The organism is Anabaena sp. FACHB-595 (assembly GCF_048568275.1).
Classification (GTDB): domain Bacteria; phylum Cyanobacteriota; class Cyanobacteriia; order Cyanobacteriales; family Nostocaceae; genus Trichormus.
On record NZ_CP183473.1, the window covers coordinates 4,696,883 to 4,719,306 of the forward strand.

Below are 22,424 nucleotides of genomic sequence, written 5' to 3' on the forward strand. Positions count from 1 at the left end.
ACAATGAGTATTTATTCCTCTAGTCTTATTGTGACACGGAATATTTGTAAATTTTTATTAAAAAACCTATAGATAACTTAAAAAATATAAAAAAGTGATATCACAGCAGTCTGCAAAACACATAGAAAATCAGTGGTTAGCCTTGGAAATCGGTAATTCCCGGCTACATTGGGCTTTATTCATGGGCGAATCCCTTGAGTTTACGTGGGATACAGAATATCTACCTGAGTCAGTTATACAGCAGTTAGGTAACGGTGAGACAAAATTGGAAGTGGGAAGCGAGGAAAAGGAAATTTTCTTTACTTTTTTCCCCCTTCCCCCTGCCCCCTGCCCCCTACCTCTTTTCATCGCCTCTGTTGTTCCGCAGCAAACTGTTCTTTGGGAAAATTACCTTAATGTTCGCGTAATTACTTTAGACCAGATACCGCTTAACAATATATATCCTACCTTGGGAATTGACCGGGCTTTGGCTTTGTGGGGTGCGGGGATGAGTTGGGGTTTTCCGGTGTTGGTGATTGATGCGGGGACGGCGCTAACTTTCACGGCTGCGGATGGTGGAAAAAATTTGGTTGGTGGGGCAATTTTGCCGGGGGTGGGTTTACAATTTGCGAGTTTAGGTCAACAAACTGGACAATTACCGCAAGTAGAGATGGAAGCCATCAAGTCTCTACCTCCACGTTTTGCGCTGAATACGACAGAAGCAATCCAAAGCGGTGTGATTTATACCTTAATAGCGGGAATGAGGGATTTTACGGAAGAGTGGTTGTCTCTATTTCCTGATGGGAAGGTGGCAATTAAAGGAGGCGATCGCATCTTACTATTAAACTACCTCCAAGCTCTCTATCCTGACCTAGCAGCGCGTTTAATAGTGGAACCAAACCTAATTTTTTGGGGTATGCAAACAATAGTAGCAGGTGTTGCTTAACAGAAAATTTAAGGTATTATCATCGCCAGGAAATCATATTAGCCTCTATTACGTACTAGATTGAAATTATTGTCATGTACATGAGGTTTTGAGATGTCGCTTAACGGTAAACACGCATTAGTTACCGGAGGCTCACGCGGTATCGGTAGAGCAATCACATTAAAACTAGCCGAACAAGGGGTGAAAGTAGCTATCCACTACCACAAAAATGATGAAGCGGCGAACAATACCCTAGTACAAATACGAGAACAAGGTGGAGACGGCTTTATCGTGCAAGCCGATGTTTTACAGCCTCAAGATATTAATCGGATGTTTAGTCAGGTTAAGGATAAATTTGGCAGTCTAGATATCTTTGTCAATTGTGCCAGACCAGACTTAGCAACTTTCTACAGTTCTCCCATGAAGATGACATTAGACCACTGGCGTGCGGCTATGGATTCTCAAGCGCAGGCCTTCCTATTGGGAACTCAACAAGCCGCCAATCTGATGCGAGATGGAGGCAGAATCATCGCCATCACCTATTCACCAAGTGGGCGTACTGGTAGCTGGCAGCCTTGGATGGCAATGGGAACGGCTAAAGCTGCTTTAGAATCGCTTTGTCGCTATTTTGCCGTTGCCCTTGGTTCCCGTGGTATTACTGTTAATGGAATTAGCCCTGGAGTTATCTTTGGTGAACCAAACCCCTTGGAAGGAGGAGTCTTGCGTTCTTTACCAACAGCAGCACAGGAAGCCACTCAAAATTGGCATGAGAGTGGATGGACACCCATGAGACGGGTGGGAACTCCAGATGATATTGCTAATGCAGCTATGCTCTTATGTATGCAGGAAGCTAGCTTTATTACAGGTCAAATCATTCATGTGGACGGTGGTGCTTCCATTATGGACTCGATGTGTCCTCTGGAAATTCAGCAGGGATAGGACTGGGAATTGGTGATAAACTCCCGAATTTCTCCAGCTACAAGCCCAACACAGGATTCTGGTAAGTTACTTTCAGCATGAGCAATGATCTTTAACTCTGCTTGAGGAATCAGTTTAGTATAAACCTGACTTCTAGCTAAGGCATCTGGCGTGTCTTTGCCACCTTGCAAAACTAACACTGGGATTTCTAATTTAGATAAATAGCTTTGCAATAATTCTGCTTCGATTTCTGGTTGCTGCCGTTGAAATAATAGCTTGGCAGCTGTAGGGTTTTGCAGCAATATTTGGCGTGTTTGCCAATCTTGTTCTATTTTTTTGTCTAGCCCAAAAATCTTAGTTAAAAAACTGAGCGATCGCATTATTTTAAATAATAATGGCGATCGCTTAATTAACTGCCGCATTTTCTGGCAATTTTGTACTTGTCCCTCTATCTTTACACCCTCTGGCGCTAACAAAACTAAGCCATAGACTTGTTCCGGATACTTTAAGGCATAACTAGCGGCAATCCAAGCACCTAGTGAATCTCCCAATAGATAGACTTTTTCTAGCTTTAAAGCTTGGAAAAACTCAGCTATACACTCTACTTCTAAATCAATTGAATAATTAATATTAGGTTTCTCTGATTCTCCAAAACCTAATAAATCTGGCGCAAAGCAATGAAAACTCTGTGAAAGCGATTCCATTACTTCCACCCATTGGCTACTCTCATGCCAAGCCCCATGTAACAAAACTACAGGAATCCCCTCACCAGCTTCACGCCAGAATAATAGCCCTTGAGATAGTTTTCTCCGGGCGTTACGTAATAGCGTATCCATTTTTAATGTAGTGTTTATCTTTCTGTGGATTTGCGATTCTTAATTAGAATATTCAGACTTTATCCAGAATCGTTAACTTTAACCCAAAATTTCACATAAGTTTTTATGCTAGCGTTGTTAATCCGTTTAAGTAATCCTGTATTTGTCGAGCATGATCATGAGACATTGGCCCTTGGGGTAGGGAACTAGGGGTAAAAGCCTCGATTTCCATGACTTCCAAGGTATCCTGAATGTCCATTTTCCCTTCTACTTCGGCTTCAACCACAACACAAATCGAATGGATTCTGGGGTCGCGGTCTGGTGAAGAGTAAACTCCCACCAAACGCCTAATTTTTGTCAATTCTAGGCCAGTTTCCTCCAAAAGCTCACGGCGGACTGTAGTAGGAATATCTTCTCCCCAGTCCACCATACCGCCGGGCAATGCCCATAAACCATCGTCTCGCCTACGAATTAAGACAATCCGACCATCGGATAGTATTGGGATGATACTGGTTCCCGTAATGGGATGACGGAATATAATACCCAATACCGTTTGTCCAATACGCCACAAACTACGTGTAGATTGGATTGGTGATTTAAAAAAAGCAATAACGTTCAATCTAAAAATATCTATGGTTGAGTTTTTTAACCGTCTACCACTCGCACAATCTCAGCTCATTAAGAGTTGAGTTTTGCATTATAATATATAATGCAAATATATGTTAGTGCTTGGCAAATATATTTTAACTACATTCATAATGAGATATCAACTTTTTAAGATATCAAGCTTTCTTTTTATTTACAAATAAATTTACTGTGTTTGGCTATACATTAGCCAGATTCAAGAGCAATAGTATGAGGCGATCGCCATAGATTAAAACCGATGTAACTCATAACTGAGAACTTGTATTTTTCTATTTTTTGCATGATCAATTAGGTGGCGTTGTCTATTCTAGAATCTGGGGCAGATCAATTAGTAACTGATGATTTTGTTACTCCTATAGGTAGATAGTTGTGAGTTTACGCCACCTACTGGTATGAAGAAAATAGAAAAATCGTATACAAAAAAACACACATAGTATATGTGATGTATTCAATAAAAATATTTAGTTTCAGGACAATGTGATGCAGACAAATTGGAGAATCGGGTCTTTATTTGGTATTCCCCTATTTTTAGATCCTTTGTGGTTTGTGATTTTGGGTTTAGCAACACTGAACTTTGGCGTGGCTTACCAAGAATGGGGAACGGTGACAGCATGGACGGCTGGGCTGATTATGTCGTTGCTGCTATTTGGTTCGGTGTTATTACATGAGTTGGGTCATAGTTTGGCAGCGCGATCGCAAGGGATTAAAGTTAACTCTATTACTTTATTTCTGTTTGGTGGGATTGCCGCCATTGAGGAAGAATCCAAAACTCCGGGTAAAGCGTTTCAAGTAGCTATTGCTGGGCCTTTGGTGAGTATCGGCTTATTCTTACTCTTAAGGTTGGGGAGTACAGTAGTATCTGATAGTAGCCCAGTCAGTATGATGGTGGGTGATTTGGCGCGGATTAACTTAGTTGTTGCCTTATTTAACCTAATTCCTGGTTTACCTTTAGATGGGGGTCAAGTGTTGAAAGCTGCACTCTGGCAAATTACCGGAGATCGTTTTCAAGCGGTACATTGGGCAGCCAAAGCCGGACAAATTTTAGGTTATGGTGCGATCGCCTTAGGTTTTGCCGTAGACTTCTTTACAAGAGAATTAGTCACAGGCTTGTGGATTGCCCTGTTGGGTTGGTTTGGGGTTCGCAATGCCAACAGCTACGACCGCGTAACCACATTACAAGAAACCTTGCTGGAGGTAAAAGCTGTGGATGCCATGACTCGTGATTTTCGTGTCATTGATGCCAACCAGACCTTACGTTCCTTTGCTGATTCTTACCTATTGGCAACTAGCAACCCAGAAGTTTATTTTGCTGCTTCCGATGGACGTTATCGCGGTATGGTCGCCATTGAGGATTTACGCTTGGTGGAAAGAAGCGAATGGGAAACTCAAACTCTCCACAGCATCGCCCATCCTTTAACCGAAATACCTACAGTCGCGGAATCAACTGCCATAGCTGGAGTCATCAACAAGTTAGAAAATGAACAGTTACCGCGTGTCACCGTACTTACTCCGGCTGGCGCTGTTGCTGGAATCATTGACCGAGGAGATATTGTCGGCGCATTGGCACAAAAATTAGGTTTGCGTATGACTGACGCAGAAATTAAGCGCATCAAAGAAGAGGGTAGTTATCCGCCAGGGTTGCAATTGGGGGTAATTGCCAAGTCTATTAATCAGTAGTGGCGTGGAAGAGGCAGGATCTGACAGATGTAGGTTTTTGACACTTCACCCTCAAAATACGGGTGTAGGGGTATAGGGATTGAGCAAACTATTATTCTTTCGTTAGTGTGAGAGTCGTCACTCATCACTTGATTAAAAACCTACACCTGTGAGAGAGGCAGGAGGAGGAAAAAGCAACGATTCTTACTCACAACTCAGCACTCACAGCTTTTCAAGTCAATGGAAATAAATTAAATTATGTTAAGTAATGTAAAATTATTATAGGCTCTCTAGTCAGGGTTTGAGTCACATTTGTTTGTACAAGCATCCTGTACAAAAGACCGCGCCGACTTGTTAAAAACTCATAATCCAAGAAGTCGCCCATCATACAAATACCGACACCAAGCAATTTTTAATCATTTTCCCTGCTTTCTATCACCTATGGTCTCTAATATTGATTAAAACTATCCAGCGCATATGAAAAAACGCTATTTTTTACAAACTAGTGCTGCATTAGTTGGCACAGCTTTGTTACCACCGTATATTTTCCACAGGTCAAGCATCATGGCAACTTCTAATACCAAGTTTGAAATCGCTAAATCTGAACAAGAATGGCAAACAATATTAACCCCTGAACAGTTCCGTGTATTGCGGAAACATGGCACTGAAAGGGCTTTTACTAGTCCACTCGATAAAGAATATAGTCAGGGGACTTATGTTTGTGCTGCTTGTGATCAGCCCTTGTTTACATCTGATACTAAATTTAACAGTGGTACTGGCTGGCCTAGTTTTTTCAACCCCATTGAAGGTGGAATTGGTACTACTGTAGACAGGTCGTTTTTCATGACTAGAGTTGAAGTACATTGCAGTCGTTGTGGTGGACATCTAGGTCATGTGTTTGATGATGGCCCTGCCCCCACCGGTAAGCGCTACTGTATGAATGGTGTATCGTTAAAGTTTGAGCCTGCCTAAGGTACGCAAAAGCAAGATTAGTCTTAGTCCCAATTAAAGATGAAAGCGATCGCCTTCTAATCTGTGATAATTAGAGAGCGATCGCTTATTATTTTCTATTTATTTAACTAACTACAGCCTCAGCTTTTGTCTCTTGTGTCTCTACAGGAGGGAGAACATAAGGTTTCTCCGCACCTTGGGCTAGATATTCAGCTAGTTGTTTTTCAATTTCGTCGCGCACAATTTGGCGATATTCTAGAAAATGCTCATTGTGGGCGCAGGCGGAAATATAATGTTCAACAACTCCAGGGTTACGCTTGAGGATGCTAAATAAGTGATGCCAGAATTTCCAGCGCGTTTCCCGTTTGACACCTTGTCGCCAAATGACAATTAACAAGGCTTTAATTACTACCAATTCCGGCATTTTAAATGGTGTTTTGTAACGTGGCGCACCCAACATGAGGAAACAACGATAGGTGCGGTCTAAGTAATTTACCGGGTCGTATAGAGTACAAAATGCTTCAATATATTCCCTGGCAATATCTTCTAGGGGGCGGGTGGGGAGGAAATTCATCAACGTTGTTTGGTTGATGTTACCATCTTGATTTTCCCGTAGTCGTCCTTCCTTCTTCAGGCGATGCCATAATGCTGTGTTGGGTAAGGCTTGCAACATGGCAAATGTGGTGGAGGGAATGCCGGCTTGTTCAGCAAAACGGACAATGCGATCGCCTGCACCTGCTTTTTCACCATCAAAACCGATGATAAACCCAGCCATTGGGCGCAGTCCAGCTTTAATGATGGTTTGCACTGCATCTGTTAGGGAACTGCGGGTATTTTGGAATTTTTTGGTTAGTTGTAAGCTATCTTCATCTGGTGTTTCAATTCCCAAGAAGACCGCAGAGAAGCCAGACTCGACCATTAAATCTAGCATTTCTTGGTCTTGTGCTAGGTCAACGGAAGCCTCTGTATCAAATTTGAAGGGATATTGATGTTCAGCCATCCAGACTTTCAACTCTTTCAGCAACAATTTCACATTGCGCTTGTTACCGATAAAGTTGTCATCTACCATGAACACACCACGCCGCCAGCCTAATTCGTAGAGGTAATCTAACTCTGCCAATAACTGTGCTGGGGTTTTGGTACGTGGTTTGCGTCCGTAGAGAACAATGATGTCACAAAATTCGCACTGGAACGGACACCCGCGCGAGAACTGCACCGACATCATGTCATAGGCATTCAGTTCTAGTAAATCAAACCGGGGTACGGGTGTGCTTGTGACATCTGGCTTTTCTGCGGTGCGGAAAGTCCCAGAAGTTTCCCCCCTTTGTACTGCTTCCACAAACATGGGTAGGGTGATTTCCCCTTCATCGAGAATGAGAAAATCCGTCCCGACGTTCTGCACATCATGAGGTGTGGAGGTGGGATAGGGGCCGCCGACAGCTACTAACTTACCACGCCGTTTTGCTTCTTGAATTTGCTCAAGTAAATCTTGTTTCTGGACAATCATCGCTGAGAAAATGACGATATCAGCCCAAGCCCATTCTTCTTCGGTGGCTGGACGGATATTGCGGTCTACCAGCTTAAATTCCCATTCCTGGGGCAGAATCGCTGCCACTGTTACTAAACCCAAGGGTGGTAACAACACCTTGCGATCAACTAAGGCTAGAATTTTTTCGTATGACCAAAAGGTTTTTGGAAATACTGGATAAACTAGTAGAATTCGCATCTTGTATCAATCCTCACGCTGTGATTGTGATCCCACGCTAACAAAAATAATTACTTATTAACTTGTTTTCTAAATTGGCTTCAGTTTACCGTTAATGCTTTTGCTTGGCAATTATTCAAACAATACACTACGTATCTGACTTGATCTCACAGGGTGGTGTTCCATGAAGATGGCAAAATTCAAGTCATTTATAATTGACAAAAAGTATTTTATGTGATATTGGCTATGAGCTACGCTGTGCGGTCACTCCATCTTTGAGTCCTAATGCACTATTTTCTAGTTGTTTTAGTTGCTGCGATTTCTCTGATAATTGCAGTGCCAATCGCTGACAAACCAACTCACACAATTCAAAAATTATGGGGTCAGCAATTTCATAAAAGACACTCACCCCTTGGGGTTGACGTTTGATAATACCAGTCTGCGCCAAAATTTGCAGGTGTTTGGAAACATTAGCTTGTTTAAGTTGGGTAATTTCTATAATTTCAGTCACATTTTTTGCACCAGATTTAAGCGCACACAATACTTGTAAACGACTCACTTCAGACAATACTTTGAAATACTCGGCTACTGGTGCGAGTGCAGTTGGTGACGATTCGATCATACTTGAGAGCAATTTCAGTATATTTTTGATTGACAATTTATATTAAAGCATTATAAAACATAAATATTATATTACTATATAGTAGTATAGTAGACACAAGCCCCTATTTATCAAAAACTATGTTATTTCGGCAACTTTTTGACCCAGAGACCAGCACTTACACTTATTTGATTGCAGACTTGGAAACTAAAACTGCGGCATTGGTTGACCCAGTGCTGGAACAAGTAGAACGTGACCAGAAGTTATTGACAGAACTGGATTTGACACTAGGCTACTGTTTGGAGACACATATCCACGCTGACCACATCACAGGTGCGGGGAAACTGCGAGAGAAAATAGGATGTGAAAACATTGTGCCTTTTGGCGCAAATGCTGCCTGTGCTAACAAAAAAATGCAGCCTGGTGACGTGCTGCAATTTGGGTCAGTTGTCATTGAAGCTATTGCTACACCAGGACACACGGATAGTCACTTGGCTTATTTGGTCAATAAAACCCACTTACTCACAGGAGATTCCCTGCTGATTCGTGGCTGTGGACGCACGGATTTTCAAAGTGGTAGTGCAGCAGTACTTTACGACAGTATTACCAAAAATCTCTGGACACTACCTGAGACGACACTCGTTTATCCAGGTCACGATTATCACGGACAAACAGTGTCCACAATTGGCGAAGAGAAAAAGTTTAATCTGCGATTGGTTGGGCGCAGTCGTTCAGAATTTATCGAGTTGATGGGCAATTTAAATCTGCCAAATCCGCAGAAAATTATGGAAGCTGTGCCAGCAAACCAGCGCTGCGGCAATGTGGCGATGACTACTCTTTGAGTTTCAGGGTTTAGAGATTAGTATTTTTGACAAGGAATTAAAACAATGACAAACACTAAAAATTTGACGGAAATCGATGCAATCACACTTAAGCAATGGATAGAGGATAATACAGTTATATTAATTGATGTGCGCGAAGCGGCGGAGTATGCAGCAGAACATATTCCTGATGCAAAGCTACTTCCTTTATCTAATTTTCGTGCTGACCAAGTAACACCACAAAGTGAAAACATCGTTTTATATTGTCGTTCAGGGAATCGTTCCAATCAAGCTTTGCAGAAATTGATAGATGCGGGTGTTAGCAACGTCTATCAACTCCAAGGCGGTCTACCCACCTGGAAAGCAGCAGGTTTACCCACAAAAATTAACCTCAGCGCCCCTATTAGCTTGATGCGACAAGTACAAATTGTTGCAGGTTCCTTAGTCTTTCTAGGAACAGTATTAGGTGCGTTTGTCTCACCTTGGTTCTTAATTTTGAGTGGGTTTGTTGGTGCTGGGTTGGTGTTTGCTGGGGTGACGAATACCTGTGCGATGGGTATTTTACTGGCGAAACTACCTTATAACCGTCGGATGGCGTAAATATGACTTGGATAATTGGTCATCTTCTCGCCGTTGGTATTGGCATTAGTTTGGGGCTACTGGGTGGGGGTGGTTCGGTGCTGGCTTTACCTGTGTTGGTATATGTCATGGGAATTGCCCCAAAAAATGCGATCGCTATGACTTTAGTAATTGTTGGTACAGTTAGTTTATTAGGAAGTATCTCCCATTGGCGTGCAGGAAATATCCGGTGGAAAACTGCTTATATTTTTGGTGGGGCGACAATGTTAGGGGCTTTCTTCGGTGCTAGGTTGGCAACTCTGCCATTTATTACCGATAATATCCAGATGTTGCTGTTTGCGCTGTTGATGTTGGTGGCTAGTATCATCATGATTCAACGCAGTATGGGAACTAAAACAACTCATGATGAGTTACCTTACCCACCACCAGTATGTAAACATTGCTGGTTGTGGTTGATGAGTGAAGGAATTATCGTTGGTGGTTTGACGGGGTTAGTTGGTGTTGGTGGCGGGTTTGCGATTATTCCAGCTTTAGTGTTACTCGCTAAATTACCGATGAAGGCAGCAATTGGCACATCTTTATTCATTATCGCCATGAATGCGATCGCTGGATTTCTTGGTTACCTGGGACACATCACCCTAGACTGGAGTCTCATATTTAGTTTTATCCTCGCTGCTAGCGGTGGGACTTTAGTTGGTGCGTACTTGACTCAGTTTGTACCAGCGACGCAATTGCAAAAGAGTTTTGGCTATTTTCTCCTAGCAGTAGCAGCGTTTGTATTATTTCAAAACCGTGGCGTATTTTCACCAAAGTCGGCAGCATCGGCAAAAGTTAGCTGGCAAAAGCAGGCATTTATTGACGATACTTTTTAAAGTAGAGGTAGAGCCTAAATCTTCCTCGTTGACTGCATCTGGGTTTGCCGCAACGCCGAATTTTAGTAGAGTGGAATGAATTATGACTGCTTTAACATTACAGTTACCGCCTCATCTCAAATTTACGGATGAGGAATTTGAACAGATTGTGGCTGTAAATCAAGAGTTGCGTTTGGAATTAACTGCGGAAGGGGAATTGGTCATCATGTCACCCACTGGGGGGGAAACAGGAAACCGCAATTTTGATTTATTGGGTCAACTATGGTGGTGGAACAGTCAGAATAATTTAGGTAAAGCTTTTGATTCTTCCACTGGTTTTAAACTTCCCAATGGTGCAACCCGTTCTCCTGATGCTTCTTGGGTCAAGATGGAAAGATGGGAGATTCTCACACCACAACAAAGAAAAAAATATCTTCCTTTGTGTCCAGATTTTGCCGTGGAGTTGGTTTCAGAAACTGATGATGTAGAAGATACTCAAGCCAAAATGCTGGAATATTTAGCAAATGGTTTACAACTTGGTTGGTTAATTAACCCCAAAGATAAGCTAGTGATAATTTATCGTCCTCATCAAGCACCAGAAGTATTACAATCTCCTATAAGTTTATCTGGGGAAAATGTTCTTCCTGGTTTTATTTTAAATTTACAGCCAATTTTTGCATAGATTGAGAATTACTGGTGAGAAGCATCAACACCGCTAATTTTTAGAACATCAGTCATAGTTGCACAGTAATTTGGCAAGCCAAAACTATCGGGATTAATCACAGTGTTGTATGTGAAATGGCGATAGTTCATACAGAATCTATCCCAATCTGCCATCTGAATGCGAAAGACGGCAATGATGAGATTTGCCAATGATAAAGATAGGGGGATACGGAAGGAAATCTTTTTGCCTAGATAGGAGCAAAGTTGTTCTATTGCTTGGTTAGCAGTTAAACGCTTTTGACCTAATACTAATCTACGTGATGTATTTTCTTGAGGAGGATTGGCTATTAAATATTTAACTACGCTGGCAATATCTTTGCCGTGGATGAAGTGGAAACTACCATCAGCTTGTAAAAAGCGAATTAAATTAACATACTTGGTAACTTCGGGGATACCTGATGTGAGATGAGAATAAGGTTTTTTGCTATCACCACCTAACACTAATGTGGGAAAAACTGTGGTGATTTTAGAGGCAATACCTAATTCTGATATTTTATGTAAGCATTCATATTTAGAACGAATATAATCTGTGCCGATTTCCCCTGCTTCTTTAAGTGGCTGATTTTGACTATCTAAAACGCTGGCTGTAGAAAAATAAATAACTTGTTGACAACGGTCAGGGTCTAATAGATTAAGTAACTCTATAGTTTTAGATACATTAATATCAAAGGTTTGCTCACCACCCCAAGCGGTTGCGGTGAGGATGGCTATATCAATTGTGGATAATAAATCAGCAAATTGACTAATATTTTGCATATCACCCTGTAAGACGGTGACACCCGGACGAACCTGAGTATCAACTTGTAATTTACTGGGGTTTCTAACTAGTAAATATAGTTCGTAATCGGTTTCTTGAATTAAGGTTTCGCTAATATAATGACCTATGCAGCCACTAGCACCGGTCACAAAAATTCTTTTTTTGGTCATGTGTTTGCAGTTTGGTTATTAGTTGTAGTGATAAATTGACAACTAATAAATACGCTAAGTTCCTAAGTATGATTTATTCACGCAGAGACGCATACCGCAAGCGGAACCCGTAGGGTAGGCGCAGAGAGAAAATAAGAGAGTTTGTCAACTGTCAACTGTTCCTTCGGGTTCGCCAGTTGCTTATGGGGGAAACCCCCAAGACCGCACTGGCTCACAACCGACAACTGACAGCTGACAACTGACTACACCAAAACATTTAGTTGCTTGGCTGTTTCAAAGAAGAAGGCGACGTTTTCTTCTGGTGTGTCTGGTAGTACACCGTGTCCAAGGTTGAGAATATGACCCCAGTTACCAGCTTTGCGAACGGTATCGATGATGCGATCGCGGATAAACTGTTTAGAGGCATAAAGTACACCAGGGTCAAGATTGCCCTGTACTTTCATCTGTTTGCCTAATCTGGCTCTAGCATCAGCCATGTCCACTGTCCAGTCTACAGTGACAATATCAGCACCAGATTGTCCCATGCGTTCTAGTACGCCGGCGCTACCACTAACTAGCAAAATCAAGGGTGTATCAGGATGGGTTTGCTTGATTTGCTGGAATACTCGTTGCTGATAGGGTAAGGCAAAGGTGTCATAATCTTGGGGGCTGAGTTGCCCTGCCCAAGAATCGAACATCTGTACTACTTGTGCGCCGGAGTCGATTTGGTAACGAGCATAAATGGCGATCGCATCTGCTAATTTACTTAACAGTTGATGCAGTATCGTAGGGTCTGAGAACGCCATGTTTTTGATGATGGAGTAGGTTTTGGAACCTTTACCCTCCACAGCATAGGCGGCTAGCGTCCAAGGCGCACCTACAAAGCCCAATACCGTTGATTGATTACCTACTTCTTGGCGTAAAGCCTGCAATATGGTTTTAATGAACGGTAAAGCTGCTTCTGGTTCTAAGGGGCGCAGTTGTTCAATTTGTGCTTGAGTGCGAATGGGCGCATGAATGATGGGGCCTTTACCTTCCGCAATGTCCATTTCAATCCCTAAGCCGGGTAAGGGGGTGACAATATCGGAAAATAAAATTACTCCGTCTGGCTGAAAGGCTTTCCAAGGTTGCAGGGAAACTTCAATCGCTACCTCTGGAATTTCAGAGCGATCGCGAAATGAAGGATACTTTTCCCTTAAATCCCGATAAGCTTTCATGTATCGTCCTGCTTGGCGCATCATCCATACAGGGGGACGATCTACAATTTCACCACGAGCAGCCCGCAAAAGGTGAGGAGCCGTTGAAGTAACACCCATTTAACACTTCATCCTAAGTCACTTTTTTATGTCACTGTTTAGCTTATCATTCTGGGATTACGCTTTATCGAAGGGAGTTAGGGCGCAGGTGGCAGGAGGCAGGAGATGGGAAATAAATTTGTGGTTTAGTATTGCTTTTTTGCTTAAGTCAAAATAACTTGAAAACGCTGATAAAAGGGAAATTCAGTAGTTGAGTTATAAATCTCTTTAGTCAAATTCTGTCCTCTGTCTTCTAGCTTCTGCCTTTTTTAATAGCTTTACTAAACTTAATATGCCAGCCAATTTTCATAGCTCACCTCGTGTTGCATCAGCTAACACTAATTCCTACGTAAGTAAGTTATTGATACCACGTTCCCAACGTCGGATATTCTTTCTGCAATTTACCTTGATGACTCTTATGGGCTGGGTTGTAGGTGGTATTGCTAGTATCGCTTTAGAAAAAGTTCTCTGGGAAAGCCTACCGAATGCTTTTGCTTCTGCACCGGAAACTTGGAGTTTTTGGGTAAAATTACTAAGTAATGTTGTTTTTGCTGTAGTTTTTGCTGCCGATCAAGCTTTAGTTATCCGCCGTTATATTTCTGGACGCTTGTGGCTGCTGGCTACCAGCATAGGTTGGTTGATTGCCCATAGTGTGGCGACTGGTTGGAATAATTATATTTCATCTATTGCAACTTCCCTCAAGGAAAGTTTAACCTTAGAAATAACCTTTATCTTGGCTTTTTTGTCAACATTTTTATACATTTTTTCCGGAATTTGGCTGGGATTGTTTCAATGGTTAGTTCTTCGACGCTATACGGCTAAATCTTGGTGGTGGTCTTTTTTCCCTTCCATTTCTTTCTTGTGTATCAGTGTGTTAGTTTGGTTGCTTTCTTTGGGGCAAAATTTATTTCCCGAAAATTACCGAACTCCTATATTGTATTGGAGTCAACAAGGATTTACCGCTATTATTCTAGGAATTATCCCGGCAATTGGCTTATGTAGTTTAAGAAGAAAATCTCATCGGAAAATCGGAATTACTAGCTCATCTTAAGTGGCTATTTGCTGGATCTAGAGTACAGGTTGCATATATGATGAATAAGGACAAGATTTCGCAAAATCAAATCACGCCACCCATTGCCGATAAACAGCCCCAAGTTTTAGAATTGCATGGCGATCGCCGAGTAGATAATTACTTTTGGATGCGCGATATAGATAACCCAAAAGTAGTTGCATATCTAGAAGCAGAAAATTCATATACAAAAGTCATGATGCAGCACACAGAAACGCTGCAAAAAACTCTTTATAATGAAATGCTCTCACGAATCAAAGAAACTGATTTATCCGTACCTTACCGCAAGGATAATTATTATTATTACTCTCGAACAGAAGCAGGCAAAGACTATAGAATTCATTGCCGAAAAGAAGGCGATTTAGATGCTCCAGAAGAAGTCATTTTAGACGAAAATGAATTAGCCGCCGGACATGATTTTTTTGAATTAGGAATATTTGCTATTAGCCCCAATCATCAGATACTAGCTTATTCCTATGACACCAGTGGTTCGGAGCAATATACGCTTTTATTTCTTGACTTAACGACCCGTGAGTTATATCCAGAAACTATTGCTGATACTTATTTTTCTTTTTGTTGGTGTAACGATAATCAAACATCATTTTATACAAAAATTGATGCAGCAAATCGCCCTTACCAGCTTTTTAAGCACACTTTAGGAACGCCACCTACAAAAGATGAATTAATCTACCACGAGCCAGATCATGCTTATGCTTTATATGTAGGGAAAACCCGCAGTCAAGCATATATATTGATGACTTTGCAAAGCAGCATCACTACAGAAGTTCACTATTTAGATGCCAACAATCCTGAGAGTAATTTTCAGATAATTTATCCACGAGAACCTGGAGTAGAATATGACGTTGAGCATCATAGTGATTACTTTTATATAGTCACAAATGAAGCTGCTACAAACTTTAAATTAGTAAAAACTCCATTAACTATGCCATCCAAGGAGAATTGGCAAACTGTTATTCCCCACCGTGAAGATGTGCTGTTATCTGGAGTGAGCCTGTTTATTAATCACTTAGTCATCTATGAAAGAAAAGATGGACTACAAACTGCTAGAGTGCAAAATATATCTACAGGTAGTGAAAGTAATATTATTTTCCCAGAACCAACTTATCAATTTTATGAAGGGAATAACCCCGAATTTAATACTAATATTTTGCGGTTTAATTACACTTCTTTAATTACACCGCCATCTGTATTTGATTATGATATGGAAACCCACGAACAGGAGTTAAAAAAACAGACAGAAGTTCTGGGGGACTATGACAAAAATCAATATCAGAGTGAGTGGTTACTTGCTACTGCTGAAGATGGTACGCAAATTCCCATATCAATTATTTACAAAAAAGTTACTAAAAAAGATGGGAAAAATCCTTTACTAATGACAGGTTATGGAGCCTATGGTGCATCTTACCCGGCATCTTTCTCATCAGCTAGACTAGCATTGCTAGACCGAGGAGTAGTGTTTGCTATTGCCCACATTCGTGGTGGTGAAGAAATGGGGCGTAAATGGTATGAAGATGGCAAATTTTTGCAGAAAAAGAACACCTTTACAGATTTTATCGCCTGTGCTGAGTATTTAATCAAAGAAGGTTGGACAACAAGCGATCGCCTAGCTATTACAGGCGGTAGCGCAGGTGGTTTATTGATGGGAGCGGTGATTAATTTGCGTCCCAAATTGTTTAAAGTTGTAGTTGCCGATGTACCTTTCGTAGATGTAGTGACAACAATTTTAGATACATCTTTGCCCTTATCAGCAATGGAGTGGGAAGAATGGGGTAATCCTAATGATCAAATCTACTATGAGTATATGAAATCTTACTCACCCTATGATAATGTCGAAGCCAAAGATTATCCCCATTTGTTAATTACTGCTGGCTTAAATGATTCTCGCGTTAAATATTGGGAACCAGCCAAATGGACAGCTAAATTGCGAGAACTTAAAACAGATCATCATGTTCTGTTGTTAAAAACTAATATGGATGCTGGTCATAGTGGCGCATCTGGACGTTATGAAAGCCTACGGGAACTTGCTTTTGAGTATGCTTTTATTTTGGATCGTTTAGGGTTGTAGATAAGAAGTTTACGCAGGTGGACTAACAAAAAAATCAAGCTTTGTTCAACCCGCCTGCGCGGGTTTTGTCCGGATGGCTGGGATCTCTATCTACAGATGGACTTCTAAGTCTAAAATCCAAAATGATATAACCTGTCTATGAACAAAATCAATCGTGTTGCTATTGTTGGTGGTACTCATGGGAATGAATTTACAGGCGCATTCCTGGTTAAAAAATTTCAGCAGTTTCCAGAGGTAATCCAAAAACCTAGCTTTGAAACGTTAACAATACTGGGTAATCCCAAAGCTTTCGAGGCTGGTAAGCGCTATATAGAAAAAGATTTAAACCGTTGCTTTTTAACCGAAAGTTTGCAAAATACAAATCTTTCTAGTTATGAAGACATCAGGGCAAAACAAATAGCCGGAGTTTTAGGAGCAGAGAATAAACCCAACGTAGATGTAGTTATTGATTTACACAGTACAACTGCAAATATGGGATTGAGTATTATTTTAGGTAACCAAGATCCATTTTTATTAAAGCTATGTGCTTATTTAAGTGACATCAACCCTTTAGTAAAGGTTTGCTATACTATCCCCGAAAAGGGTAGTAATTTTCTGCGCTCTCTTAATAAACTGGGTTTTGTGATTGAGGTAGGGGCTGTAGCTCAAGGTGTATTAAATGCTGAATTATTCCAAAAAACTGAACAATTAATATATACGATTTTGGATTATTTAGAACAATATAATCGAGGCAATATTCCAAAAATAAATAATCTACTAGCTCTGTATAAATTTACGGGTACTGTTGATTACCCCAGAAATGAAAATGGTGACATTCAAGGGATGATTCATCCAGACATTCAATTTCGAGATTATGAACCTCTAAATCCTGGCGACCCTTTATTCTTAACCTTAGATGGTAAGGCGATCGCCTACGAAGGTACATCAACAGTTTACCCCATATTTATCAACGAAGCCGCTTATTACGAGAAAGGAATTGCTATGCTGTTCACTGAAAAGCAACTCATAAATCCGTCATCTTGAATTACTTAATGAATTGCTTTTTTTAATAATTGGGGAATCAAAGAAGGACGTTCTGCAACAGGAACTTCGGCGGCTTCAAAAGCTGTAATTTTACTTTGAGCAGTGCCAAAATTAGGTGGACGACCGACAACAGTAGCTAAAGTCCCCGTTTGTCGCCAAGTTTTTCCCGGTGGTGCTTGTCTGCCGGCGATATAAGCAATTACTGGTTTATCGATTGCTTCGGCAATGTATCGCGCGGCTGCTTCTTCACTACCCCCGCCTGGTTGTCCTACTAAAACGATCGCCTCAGTTGTTTCATCCTCATCGAGAATTTGTAACCATTGCAGAAACGATGAACCCACAATTGCATCACTACCAATGCTCACACTAATTGATTGTCCCCAGCCAGCTTGAGTTAATTCTCGCGCCACTTCATAAGTCAAAGTACTACTACGGCTAACAATACCCACTACTCCAGGTGTGTAAAATTCACTTGGTTGAGTACCCAAGAGGATTTTGCCTGGGACGATAATTCCGGGACTGTTGGGCCCGACTACCAGCGTTTCACCCGCTTCAGCTTTGCGGAGTAATTCCACCATATCCAAGGGTGGCACACCAGCAGAAATAATAATAATTTGTCGGATATGAGAGGCGATCGCTTCTAAGGCCGCATCTAGTACTTGATAAGGGTGGACACAGATAATTGTGGTGTCAATACTGCCAAATTGCCCTACTACTTCCTCAACCAAATCAAAAACTGGCAGATGATAAAGTTCCTGTCCACCGTATCCAGGCTGAACACCAGCTACCAAATTTGTACCATAGGCTTTCATCTGGGCGATATGATTTTCAGAAATGAATTCATGGAAGCCTTGAATAATAACTTTACTATCTGGCGTTAAGTTCATAAGGTCAGGGATGGGGGATTGGGGAAGGATAGCAGGGAGCAGAGGGGAACATACGAATTAATGATATCTTCTTAACTCAGCATTCAGGAAGCTGCTCAACGCCATGTTATAGCACTTATAATTCATCCACTCAGGAAACTTTTTTATACGCGTGTGATTTAGTCAAACGAACTGCGGTGGCGACTGCTTCGTCTAAATCTTCTACTAATATCAGTCCCTCTTCACGGGTTTGTAGAGCCGCTAAAACCTCCTTAGCTACATTCAACTCTGAACCGGCTAGACGAATGACTAATTGTGGTGACTGATGTTGACTAAGGTTTTTACCATTAGACTTGGCAATTGATGGCGGATATTCACCTTTGTTCTGTTGTATAAATTGAGCGATCGCTTGTGCTGCTTCTTCTGGTTGAGGAATACTTCCTAGTAGGTTAATCAAGATCACCTGAGTGTTTTTGTCAGCAGACAAGGTATTTAGACCTTTAGTGAGGCGATCGCCAAATTTAGTTGGTGACAGATCAGTAATTGCCGCATGGCGGAGATTTAGGCAAATTCCTGGTTTACCGCCGCCACTAGCAACTAAATCATAGGTCGCCAAAATAGAACCAGTACCATTACCTAAAATACTAATTCTGCGTTGTTTTTCTAAATTATTCCAGTCACGCCCATTACTAAAACTTTTATCATAATGGCGAGGGACTATTTTGGCTGCCATTGCGGCAATTTCTGGATGTCGCCCGATAGCCCTTTCGTTGACTCCAACTTTACCATTGAGAGCCATCACCTCACCAGCAAGGTTGACACCCAGAGGATTTATTTCTACTAAATCCAGGTCTTTCTGCACGAATAGCTGGTACATTTTTTCTAATACTGTGCTGACCGACTGCATCAGTGTACCTTGCAGACCCATTTTTAAAGCCAACCTACGAGCATAAAAAGGTGAAAACTCTTGCTCAACAACCACATACTGCATTTTTTGATCAGCTAATTCTAAATCAATATCCGCTTCTGTGGAACCTAAAAGTACCGGACGACAAACAGCCGTATCTAAAACGACAGCTAAATAAAATTCCTGGTGGGAATTATACTTAGATTCTGCTAATAAAACTTCTGGTAATTCGCCCCATATTGATAGATTAAAGATAGTTTGAGCTGCGGCGATCGCGTCGATTGTGGTTTCTACCATTCTCACACCACCGACTTTTTCCCTCTCCCCCGCATGAACCTGTGATTTCAGCACAATTGGGTAGCGAATTTTTAAGCGTTTTAAATCTGTAGGATGGTCAATTCTTTGGGATGGCAATACAGGAATGCCTATTTCCCCAAACCATTCTTTAACTTGGTACTCCAATAAATCCATTGCTATGCACCTTAATTTATACGTTTAGAAAATTTCTCTGGTGCTATTCTCCATTTTTTACCGCACCTTCATCACATAATCAAGTCTTGTCCTACTATTAAAACTTATTTTTTACGGATCAATTTTATCGAATTCCCTAAATAGGTCAAATTAATTTCTGGGATTAACTCCTAAAGCAATATTTTAAAATTATTGTTATTAACATCAAACGCTCAGAAGGCTCTAGACTTGTTTCCTGGAAGGTAAAAGACTTGAAAGTCGTGTATCCCCCTCCTTATTGCTTACTCACTACTTTCACATCAGAGGTACTCTACAAAAAGGCTTATGCCTCCATACTTCTACAGGCAAACAAGCTATGACTTGCTCCTACGGAGATGCTAACGCGGACAAAACTTGCTCAACATACTATAAGCTTGTGTCTACCTGGAGTAATTAATCCTATCAGTAAATATACAGTTGCACAATCAAATCAGCTTAAAAATAGGGAGTAGAGAATGATCGATAATATTCCTCCTCCTGATACCCGGTTTTAATTCCCAGAAAATTTATTATTCCCATTTTTGAATTGTAATTTCTATTACAAGTCAGATTATAAAATTTAATAATCAACATTCTCAAACACTAATAGCACTAAGTCCTGGAGGATTATTTTTCTTTTGGTGAAAACTCAGAAATTGTGTTAAAAAGTTGGTCTATCAGATATTACGGTTATGGTTGGTTACACTGTGCATCTGTATTCAACAAACAAACACCCTTCTTTTTCGGTTCTCACCGATACAGGAAATAGTCTAGAAGACCAGCAGGAAGACTCTATGAGAGTAGCAGTCCAGCAGGAAGATTTACAGCTATTAAGCAGAACTTTGCAAGAACAATTTCTTGCCGAAGTTCCCTCTGGCGAATTTTTCCAGATTAAGTGTGCGGTCAACAAAGATGAGTTAATGATCCTAACTCAACATCCAGTTAGCGTAAAAGTTAATACAGAGGAAATTTTTGCAGTACTTGAGGAAGCACTGCAATCATTACCACCTTATCAGGATCAGCAAGTCCAATGTTTTCTGAGAATTGTGGGGGAAAAACTCCCTTACGCTAAACGTTCCCTGACTATGAAGGGATACGGAAAGACGGAAAGCCCTATCATTCAACAAGATGATGAAGACCAGGAAGACGAGGAAGCAACGTCGTTTTCATCGTTGGCATTACCTTTAAGTCATTCAACTGCAACAGATGCCGTCGAATATGAAGAAGGAGTATTTGACCCCTTAGCTGGTACACCAGATTTATTAACAAACCCGTCTCAGCGCCCTTTGAAAAAGATTCTGTTAGGGGCTGTGGTGGGAATTTCTCTCTTAGGTAGTGGTGGTGCTTACCTAGTAACTCGTCCTTGTGTGATGTCTGTGTGTCAAGAGTTCCAATCTGCCCAGCAACTCAACACTCAATTTAGGCAATTGATCAGTCGTGCCAGGTCAGAAAAAGATTTGACAACATTACAACAACAGCTAGAAACGACTAGCATAGCCTTAGGGGTAATCCCTCCTTGGTCATCTTATTCCCAACAAGCAGCAGAACTCAAAACTAATCTGTCTGGACGTTCCGAAAAAATTAGCCAAGTCAACAAAGCTTTGCAGGCGGCTTCAGTTGCAGAGCAAAAAATGCAAACTCCTGCTACTAGTCAAGACGAATTACAAGCTAGACAACAACTGTGGCGACAAGCGATAACGCCCCTGGAAGCAATCAGCCCTAATCATGAACTCTATAGACTGGTACAGCCAAAATTAATTAAATATCGGATTCATTTACAAACCATCAATCAGCAATTACTCGCTCAAGAAAAGTGGGTGAAAAAGTTAGCAGATGCTAAGGGCGTGGCCAGTGTAGCCAATAAGTGGGAAACAACAGCCAAATCTTTGAAAGATTGGCAAAGGGTGCAGTCTACTTGGCAAGTAGTAATTAATGCCTTGAATGTTATACCTCAGTCGAGTCCGGCATCTCAAGAGGCACAACAACTATTACTAGAATATAAACCTAAACTTGCAAGAGCGCGCGATCGCGTTACCATCGAACAACTAGCAGCTAAAAGCTACCAACAACTTCTTGGTATAGCCAGCCAAGCTAAAGCTTATGAGCAAAAACAAGAATGGCAGGCAGCTGTTATTTATTGGCAACAAGCTTTACAGGCAGCTAAACAAATTTCTAACAATAGCTTGTATTACAATCAAGCTCAGAGTTTAATCACACCATACTCAGCTTCCCTTCAACAGGCACAGGAAAAACTAATTTTAAATAATAGTTGGCAACAAACCCGTGCTGACTTAAATAAAACTTGTTCTAGTGAAATTAGGATTTGTAACTTTACCGTAGACGATAAAGGAATCATCGTCAAAATTACCCCTGAATATGAACAAGTACTACAAAGTAGTATTTCCGATAATAATGCTCAAGATTCTTCTCTTGCGGTTGGCATTACTAATCATTGGCAAACCTTACAAGAAGCTTTAACAGTAATTAGCGAAAACGCCAACTTGCCTCTGTTTATTTATAATGTCCAAGATCAAGTAATTTATATGCGAACACCAGGGGAATAGCAGCTAGAGCGCCGTAGTAGTGCGGTGCTTAGGCTTTGCTAGTCCCCAGT

At 41.1% G+C, this 22,424-nt stretch carries 20 protein-coding genes; 12 read left to right on the top strand and 8 right to left on the bottom strand.

What is annotated here, in order from left to right:
- Positions 1-94 precede the first annotated feature (94 nt).
- Together ACN222_RS19485 and ACN222_RS19490 are read left to right on the top strand one after the other, a co-directional pair.
- Positions 95-925, top strand: coding sequence for a pantothenate kinase (locus tag ACN222_RS19485; RefSeq protein ID WP_010998037.1), 831 nt, complete (start codon positions 95-97; stop codon positions 923-925).
- A gap of 93 nt (positions 926-1,018) precedes the next feature.
- Positions 1,019-1,843 (top strand): SDR family oxidoreductase, encoded by an 825-nt coding sequence (locus tag ACN222_RS19490; protein ID WP_010998038.1) that lies wholly within the window; start codon positions 1,019-1,021, stop codon positions 1,841-1,843.
- On the opposite strand, the gene ACN222_RS19495 is transcribed toward ACN222_RS19490, so the two are convergent.
- Both ACN222_RS19495 and ACN222_RS19500 read right to left on the bottom strand, forming a co-directional pair.
- Positions 1,831-2,658, bottom strand: a complete 828-nt coding sequence (locus ACN222_RS19495; protein WP_010998039.1) for an alpha/beta fold hydrolase — start codon at positions 2,656-2,658, stop codon at positions 1,831-1,833. The two genes, ACN222_RS19490 and ACN222_RS19495, sit on opposite strands and share 13 nt — an antisense overlap.
- Positions 2,659-2,761: 103 nt before the next feature.
- Positions 2,762-3,256 (bottom strand): NUDIX hydrolase, encoded by a 495-nt coding sequence (locus ACN222_RS19500; RefSeq protein ID WP_044521981.1) that lies wholly within the window; start codon positions 3,254-3,256, stop codon positions 2,762-2,764.
- A gap of 506 nt (positions 3,257-3,762) precedes the next feature.
- Here ACN222_RS19500 and ACN222_RS19505 point away from each other — a divergent pair.
- Complete coding sequence (locus ACN222_RS19505) at positions 3,763-4,959, top strand: site-2 protease family protein (RefSeq protein ID WP_044521983.1); 1,197 nt, start codon at positions 3,763-3,765, stop codon at positions 4,957-4,959.
- A gap of 456 nt (positions 4,960-5,415) precedes the next feature.
- Positions 5,416-5,910, top strand: coding sequence for a peptide-methionine (R)-S-oxide reductase MsrB (gene msrB / locus ACN222_RS19510; RefSeq protein ID WP_010998042.1), 495 nt, complete (start codon positions 5,416-5,418; stop codon positions 5,908-5,910).
- A gap of 103 nt (positions 5,911-6,013) precedes the next feature.
- On the opposite strand, the gene ACN222_RS19515 is transcribed toward msrB, so the two are convergent.
- Both ACN222_RS19515 and ACN222_RS19520 read right to left on the bottom strand, forming a co-directional pair.
- Positions 6,014-7,615, bottom strand: coding sequence for a B12-binding domain-containing radical SAM protein (locus ACN222_RS19515; RefSeq protein ID WP_010998043.1), 1,602 nt, complete (start codon positions 7,613-7,615; stop codon positions 6,014-6,016).
- Between the two features lie 223 nt (positions 7,616-7,838).
- A complete protein-coding gene (locus tag ACN222_RS19520; protein WP_010998044.1) occupies positions 7,839-8,216 on the bottom strand; it encodes an ArsR/SmtB family transcription factor in 378 nt (125 codons plus the stop codon).
- Positions 8,217-8,335: 119 nt separating this feature from the next.
- Between ACN222_RS19520 and ACN222_RS19525 the strand changes: the two genes are divergently transcribed.
- From ACN222_RS19525 to ACN222_RS19540, 4 genes are all read left to right on the top strand, one after another.
- On the top strand, positions 8,336-9,037 hold the full coding sequence (locus tag ACN222_RS19525; protein ID WP_010998045.1) for an MBL fold metallo-hydrolase: 702 nt from the start codon (positions 8,336-8,338) through the stop codon (positions 9,035-9,037).
- Positions 9,038-9,082: 45 nt separating this feature from the next.
- Entirely contained in the window at positions 9,083-9,616 is a 534-nt protein-coding gene (locus ACN222_RS19530; protein WP_010998046.1) for a rhodanese-like domain-containing protein, read from the top strand.
- A 2-nt stretch (positions 9,617-9,618) separates the two neighbouring features.
- Positions 9,619-10,467 carry a sulfite exporter TauE/SafE family protein gene (locus tag ACN222_RS19535; RefSeq protein ID WP_010998047.1) on the top strand — a complete coding sequence of 283 codons (849 nt, stop codon included), beginning with the start codon at positions 9,619-9,621 and terminating at the stop codon, positions 10,465-10,467.
- A gap of 82 nt (positions 10,468-10,549) precedes the next feature.
- Positions 10,550-11,128 carry a Uma2 family endonuclease gene (locus ACN222_RS19540; protein ID WP_010998048.1) on the top strand — a complete coding sequence of 193 codons (579 nt, stop codon included), beginning with the start codon at positions 10,550-10,552 and terminating at the stop codon, positions 11,126-11,128.
- A gap of 8 nt (positions 11,129-11,136) precedes the next feature.
- On the opposite strand, the gene ACN222_RS19545 is transcribed toward ACN222_RS19540, so the two are convergent.
- Both ACN222_RS19545 and hemE read right to left on the bottom strand, forming a co-directional pair.
- Positions 11,137-12,096, bottom strand: a complete 960-nt coding sequence (locus ACN222_RS19545; protein ID WP_010998049.1) for an NAD-dependent epimerase/dehydratase family protein — start codon at positions 12,094-12,096, stop codon at positions 11,137-11,139.
- 242 nt (positions 12,097-12,338) lie between these two features.
- Positions 12,339-13,391, bottom strand: a complete 1,053-nt coding sequence (hemE, locus tag ACN222_RS19550; protein WP_010998050.1) for a uroporphyrinogen decarboxylase — start codon at positions 13,389-13,391, stop codon at positions 12,339-12,341.
- Between the two features lie 271 nt (positions 13,392-13,662).
- Between hemE and ACN222_RS19555 the strand changes: the two genes are divergently transcribed.
- From ACN222_RS19555 to ACN222_RS19565, 3 genes are all read left to right on the top strand, one after another.
- Complete coding sequence (locus ACN222_RS19555; protein ID WP_010998051.1) at positions 13,663-14,421, top strand: hypothetical protein; 759 nt, start codon at positions 13,663-13,665, stop codon at positions 14,419-14,421.
- Between the two features lie 40 nt (positions 14,422-14,461).
- Complete coding sequence (locus ACN222_RS19560; RefSeq protein ID WP_044521986.1) at positions 14,462-16,525, top strand: S9 family peptidase; 2,064 nt, start codon at positions 14,462-14,464, stop codon at positions 16,523-16,525.
- 138 nt (positions 16,526-16,663) lie between these two features.
- Positions 16,664-17,548, top strand: coding sequence for an aspartoacylase (locus ACN222_RS19565; RefSeq protein ID WP_010998053.1), 885 nt, complete (start codon positions 16,664-16,666; stop codon positions 17,546-17,548).
- Positions 17,549-17,553: 5 nt separating this feature from the next.
- On the opposite strand, the gene ACN222_RS19570 is transcribed toward ACN222_RS19565, so the two are convergent.
- Both ACN222_RS19570 and ACN222_RS19575 read right to left on the bottom strand, forming a co-directional pair.
- Complete coding sequence (locus ACN222_RS19570) at positions 17,554-18,435, bottom strand: succinate--CoA ligase subunit alpha (RefSeq protein ID WP_010998054.1); 882 nt, start codon at positions 18,433-18,435, stop codon at positions 17,554-17,556.
- A gap of 130 nt (positions 18,436-18,565) precedes the next feature.
- The gene (locus tag ACN222_RS19575) at positions 18,566-19,792 is read right to left on the bottom strand and encodes a succinate--CoA ligase subunit beta (protein WP_010998055.1); all 1,227 of its coding nucleotides are present in this window, start codon (positions 19,790-19,792) and stop codon (positions 18,566-18,568) included.
- A gap of 710 nt (positions 19,793-20,502) precedes the next feature.
- Between ACN222_RS19575 and ACN222_RS19580 the strand changes: the two genes are divergently transcribed.
- Positions 20,503-22,374 (top strand): hypothetical protein, encoded by a 1,872-nt coding sequence (locus ACN222_RS19580; RefSeq protein ID WP_010998056.1) that lies wholly within the window; start codon positions 20,503-20,505, stop codon positions 22,372-22,374.
- The last annotated feature ends 50 nt before the right edge of the window (positions 22,375-22,424 follow it).

What these genes read in the sequence shown, in the direction of transcription:
- ACN222_RS19540 (WP_010998048.1), top strand. Translation starts at nt 10,550, where the DNA reads ATGACTGCTTTAACATTACAGTTACCGCCTCATCTCAAATTTACGGAT.
- ACN222_RS19525 (WP_010998045.1), top strand. Translation starts at nt 8,336, where the DNA reads ATGTTATTTCGGCAACTTTTTGACCCAGAGACCAGCACTTACACTTAT.
- ACN222_RS19530 (WP_010998046.1), top strand. Translation starts at nt 9,083, where the DNA reads ATGACAAACACTAAAAATTTGACGGAAATCGATGCAATCACACTTAAG.
- ACN222_RS19495 (WP_010998039.1), bottom strand. Translation starts at nt 2,658, where the DNA reads ATGGATACGCTATTACGTAACGCCCGGAGAAAACTATCTCAAGGGCTA.
- ACN222_RS19515 (WP_010998043.1), bottom strand. Translation starts at nt 7,615, where the DNA reads ATGCGAATTCTACTAGTTTATCCAGTATTTCCAAAAACCTTTTGGTCA.
- ACN222_RS19575 (WP_010998055.1), bottom strand. Translation starts at nt 19,792, where the DNA reads ATGGATTTATTGGAGTACCAAGTTAAAGAATGGTTTGGGGAAATAGGC.
- ACN222_RS19580 (WP_010998056.1), top strand. Translation starts at nt 20,503, where the DNA reads ATGGTTGGTTACACTGTGCATCTGTATTCAACAAACAAACACCCTTCT.
- ACN222_RS19505 (WP_044521983.1), top strand. Translation starts at nt 3,763, where the DNA reads ATGCAGACAAATTGGAGAATCGGGTCTTTATTTGGTATTCCCCTATTT.
- ACN222_RS19570 (WP_010998054.1), bottom strand. Translation starts at nt 18,435, where the DNA reads ATGAACTTAACGCCAGATAGTAAAGTTATTATTCAAGGCTTCCATGAA.
- ACN222_RS19560 (WP_044521986.1), top strand. Translation starts at nt 14,462, where the DNA reads ATGAATAAGGACAAGATTTCGCAAAATCAAATCACGCCACCCATTGCC.
- ACN222_RS19565 (WP_010998053.1), top strand. Translation starts at nt 16,664, where the DNA reads ATGAACAAAATCAATCGTGTTGCTATTGTTGGTGGTACTCATGGGAAT.
- ACN222_RS19520 (WP_010998044.1), bottom strand. Translation starts at nt 8,216, where the DNA reads ATGATCGAATCGTCACCAACTGCACTCGCACCAGTAGCCGAGTATTTC.
- ACN222_RS19535 (WP_010998047.1), top strand. Translation starts at nt 9,619, where the DNA reads ATGACTTGGATAATTGGTCATCTTCTCGCCGTTGGTATTGGCATTAGT.
- hemE (WP_010998050.1), bottom strand. Translation starts at nt 13,391, where the DNA reads ATGGGTGTTACTTCAACGGCTCCTCACCTTTTGCGGGCTGCTCGTGGT.
- ACN222_RS19555 (WP_010998051.1), top strand. Translation starts at nt 13,663, where the DNA reads ATGCCAGCCAATTTTCATAGCTCACCTCGTGTTGCATCAGCTAACACT.
- msrB (WP_010998042.1), top strand. Translation starts at nt 5,416, where the DNA reads ATGAAAAAACGCTATTTTTTACAAACTAGTGCTGCATTAGTTGGCACA.
- ACN222_RS19490 (WP_010998038.1), top strand. Translation starts at nt 1,019, where the DNA reads ATGTCGCTTAACGGTAAACACGCATTAGTTACCGGAGGCTCACGCGGT.
- ACN222_RS19545 (WP_010998049.1), bottom strand. Translation starts at nt 12,096, where the DNA reads ATGACCAAAAAAAGAATTTTTGTGACCGGTGCTAGTGGCTGCATAGGT.